Source organism: Rhizobacter sp. P3_C12, assembly GCF_056402735.1.
Genome location: NZ_JBFUGW010000420.1, coordinates 1 through 3,830, shown reverse-complemented (window position 1 = coordinate 3,830; position 3,830 = coordinate 1). Strand labels below are relative to the sequence as shown.

Sequence of the window (3,830 nt, the reverse complement as noted above, 5' to 3'; positions counted from 1 at the left end):
GGTGGTGGTCTTGCCGCCCTCGTAGGCGATGCGGTCGGCCACGTCGAGGGCCAGCGCGAGCGCACGCGCTTCATCGGCCGGGCCGTCGAGGTGGCGGCGGCCGAGCGCGGCGAGCGCGCCGGTCGCCGGGGTCAGCGGCGTGGCGCGCAGGTAGAACTCGGGTGCGATGCAGGCGTCGACCAGCACCGGCGAGGCATGCGTGCGCACGACGCCCGAGGCCCGCACCACGCCGCGGTACACGCGCTGGCGCAGGCTCCAGGTGTGGGCCAGGTTGCCGAAGCCGTCGCGCTGCGCGAACAGCTGGCCGGGCGCGGACAGGCTCCAGTCGAGCACCGTCTGGTGCGCGTTCGCCTGGGGCGTGAGGCACAGCGACTGCAGCGCGTACTGCAGCGGCGCGCTGTAGTCGTAGTGCGTGACGTGCCGGATGTCGAGTTTCATCCCAGGCCGGTCATGCCGCGACCGGCACCAGGAAGTCCCGGCTGATGCCCACCCCCAGCGTGCCGACGCGTTCGAGGAACTGCGTGAGGAAGGCATGCAGGCCGGTGGCGAGGATCTCGTCGATGCGGCCGAAGCGCAGGTCGGCCTGCAGGCGGCCGGCGCGGCGCAGCGTGTCCGACGATTGCTCGTTGGCCACCTGGCGCAGGTTGTTGACGACCTCGTCCATGCAGGCCGCGAGCGAGCGCGGCATGTCGGCGCGCAGGATCAGCAGCTCGGCCACCTTCTCCGGGCGAATCACGTTGCGATACGCCTTGCGGTAGACCTCGAAGCCGGACACCGAGCGCAGGATCGCCGACCAGTGGTAGAAGTCGTACTCCTGGTCCTTTCCGTTGCCGTTGCCGTTGCTGCCCATCGAGCCGGTGCCGAAGAACTCGCTCTCGACCGCGTGGAACTTCACGTCGAGCATGCGGGCGGTGTTGTCGGCGCGTTCCAGGAAGCTGCCGATGCGCAGGAAGTGGAAGGCCTCGTCCTGCAGCATCGTGCCCACCGTCACGCCGCGCGACAGGTGCGAGCGGAACTTGACCCATTCGAAGCCCTCGCCGGGATCCTTCTGGAAGGTCTTGTGGCGCAGCATGCGCTGGAACTCGAGCCAGGTCTGGTTCTGCGTCTCCCAGACCTCGGTGGTCAGCGTGCCGCGCACCGCGCGGGCGTTCTCGCGCGCGGCCATCAGGCAGCTGTAGATGCTCGACGGGTTGCGCTCGTCGCTCACCATGTAGTCCATCACGCGGCGGGCATCGATCTCGCCGTAGCGCGACGCGTAGTCGTGGCTCAGCTCGGAGATGCTCAGCAGCCCCTTCCAGCCGTTGACCGCGGCATCGGCCGACTGCGGCAGCAGGGAGGTCTGGTAGTTGACGTCCAGCATGCGGGCGGTGTTCTCGGCCCGCTCCATGTAGCGGGCCATCCAGAAGAGGTGGTCGGCGGTTCTCGACAGCATGTTCTTGATCTCCCTTGTCTTCAGGCTTCCATGTCTTCAGGCTTCCAGCACCCAGGTGTCCTTCGTCCCGCCGCCCTGCGACGAGTTGACGACCAGCGAGCCCTCTTTCAACGCGACGCGCGTCAGCCCGCCCGGCACCATCTGCACCGTCTTGCCGCTCAGCACGAACGGGCGCAGGTCGATGTGGCGCGGCGCGATGCCGCTGTCGACGAAGGTCGGGCAGGTCGACAGGCTCAGCGTGGGCTGCGCGATGTAGCCGGCGGGGTTGGCCTCGAGCGCCTTGCGGAAATCGGCGATCTCGTCCTTGGTGGCGGCCGGCCCGACCAGCATGCCGTAGCCGCCGGCGCCGTGCACCTCTTTCACCACCAGCTCGCCCAGGTGCGCCAGCACGTATTTCAGGTCTTCCGCATCGCGGCACTGGTAGGTGGGCACGTTGTTCAGGATCGGCTTCTCGCCGAGGTAGAACTCGATCATCTTCGGCACGTACGGGTAGATCGACTTGTCGTCGGCCACGCCGGTGCCGATGGCGTTCGACAGCGTCACGTTGCCGGCGCGGTAGACGCTGAGCAGCCCGGCGCAGCCGAGCGTCGAATCGGGGCGGAAGGCCAGCGGGTCGAGGAAGTCGTCGTCAACGCGGCGGTAGATCACGTCGACCCGCTTCGGCCCCTGCGTCGTGCGCATGTAGACGAAGTTGTCCTTGACGAACAGGTCCTGCCCCTCGACCAGCTCGACGCCCATCTGCTGCGCGAGGAAGGCGTGCTCGAAGTAGGCGCTGTTGTACATGCCGGGCGTCAGCACGACGACGGTCGGGTCGTTGACGGCGGCCGGCGCGACCGCGCGCAGGGTCTCGAGCAGCAGGTCGGGGTAGTGCGCGACTGGCGCGACCCGGTGCTGGCTGAACAGGTCGGGGAACAGCCGCATCATCATCTTGCGGTTCTCGAGCATGTAGCTCACGCCGCTGGGCACGCGCAGGTTGTCCTCGAGCACGTAGTACGAGCCACTGCCATCGGGGTTGGCGGCGCGCACGATGTCGATGCCGGAGATGTGCGAGTAGACGCCGCCCGGCACGTCGACACCCATCATCTCGGGGCGGAACTGCGCGTTCTTGAAGATCTGCTCGCCCGGCACGATGCCGGCCTTGATGATCTCCTGGCCGTGGTAGACGTCGTGGATGAAGCGGTTCAGCGCGGTCACCCGCTGGCGCAGGCCGGCTTCCATGCTGCTCCACTCGCCGGCCGGAATCACGCGCGGGATCAGGTCGAACGGGATCAGGCGCTCGGTGCCGGAGCCGTCTTCGTCCTTCGCGCCGTACACCGCGAAGGTGATGCCGACGCGGCGGAAGATCATCTCGGCTTCCTCGCGGCGCGAACGCATCACGTCGCCCGGTTGCTCGGCCAGCCAGCGCTCGTACACCCGGTAGTGGTCGCGCACCGTGGTGCTGGTGGCCTGCATCTCGTCGAAGCTTGCTCTCATCGAATCGGTCTCCTCTCGGTCAGGGTAGCAAATTCCAGGCCATTCTCATCAAGCTGGCGCCACCCGATGGTGCCAGTAGCGGCGGGCGCGGTCACGCTCGCAAACGCCAGCAGCGGCCGGGCGATCGCTGCGCCAGCGCCAGGCGCCGCACGAGGCGGTGGCGGCGACCAGCACGTCGCGCTCGTGCAGCCGGGCCAGCACCTCGGGCACCGGGTGGCCGAAGCGGTTGCGGTAGCCGGCCTGGATCAGCGCGACCTGCGGCTGCACCGCATCGAGGAAATCCGCGCTCGACGAGGTGCGGCTGCCGTGGTGCGCGACCAGCAGCAGCTCGCTGCGCAGGCCCGCACCGACGCGCTCGACCAGCGCGCCCTCCTGCTCGCGCTCGATGTCGCCGGTGAGCAGCGCGCTGCGCCCGCCGGCGCTGACGCGCAGCACGCACGAGACGGCGTTCGGCTTGCGGGCGCGCGCGTAGTCGTCGGCGTACGGGTGCAACATCTGGAAGTGCACGCCGTCCCAGTCCCAGGACTGGCCGGCGGCGCAACGGGTGGCGGGAATGCCGGCATCGCGCAGCGGGTGGCCGTCTTCCAGCGAGCTGTCGAGCTCGGCGACCGGCAGGCCGGCGATCAGGGCCGCGGCGCCGCCGGTGTGGTCGGCATCGCGGTGGCTCAGCACCAGGCGGTCGATGCGGTCTTCGCCGCGTGAGCGCAGCAGCGGCAGCAGCACGCGCTGGCCGGCGTCCGACTCGCGCGAGTACTGCGGGCCGGCGTCGTAGACCAGCAGGTGCTGCCGCGTGCGCACCAGCACCGAGGTGCCCTGCCCCACGTCGAGCGCCACCAGCTCGAACTGCCCGGCGGCCGGCAGATCGCGCGGCGGCAGCAGCAGCGGGAACGCCAGCGGCACGGCCAGCAGGCGCAGCCGCCACGGC

The 3,830-nt window shown here is 69.5% G+C and carries 4 protein-coding genes; all 4 read right to left on the bottom strand.

The window, feature by feature from the left end; all coding sequences use genetic code 11:
- Positions 1-438, bottom strand: a 438-nt coding sequence (locus AC1DXV_RS32390) for a transglutaminase N-terminal domain-containing protein (RefSeq protein ID WP_477937584.1), incomplete at its 3' end; no start/stop codon positions are given.
- A 10-nt stretch (positions 439-448) separates the two neighbouring features.
- On the bottom strand, positions 449-1,432 hold the full coding sequence (locus tag AC1DXV_RS32385) for an alpha-E domain-containing protein (protein ID WP_477870390.1): 984 nt from the start codon (positions 1,430-1,432) through the stop codon (positions 449-451).
- 36 nt (positions 1,433-1,468) lie between these two features.
- Entirely contained in the window at positions 1,469-2,905 is a 1,437-nt protein-coding gene (locus tag AC1DXV_RS32380) for a circularly permuted type 2 ATP-grasp protein (protein ID WP_477870388.1), read from the bottom strand.
- Positions 2,906-2,953: 48 nt separating this feature from the next.
- On the bottom strand, positions 2,954-3,830 hold an 877-nt coding region (locus AC1DXV_RS32375; protein WP_477937582.1), incomplete at its 5' end, for a ComEC/Rec2 family competence protein.

What these genes read in the sequence shown, in the direction of transcription:
- AC1DXV_RS32385 (WP_477870390.1), bottom strand. Translation starts at nt 1,432, where the DNA reads ATGCTGTCGAGAACCGCCGACCACCTCTTCTGGATGGCCCGCTACATG.
- AC1DXV_RS32380 (WP_477870388.1), bottom strand. Translation starts at nt 2,905, where the DNA reads ATGAGAGCAAGCTTCGACGAGATGCAGGCCACCAGCACCACGGTGCGC.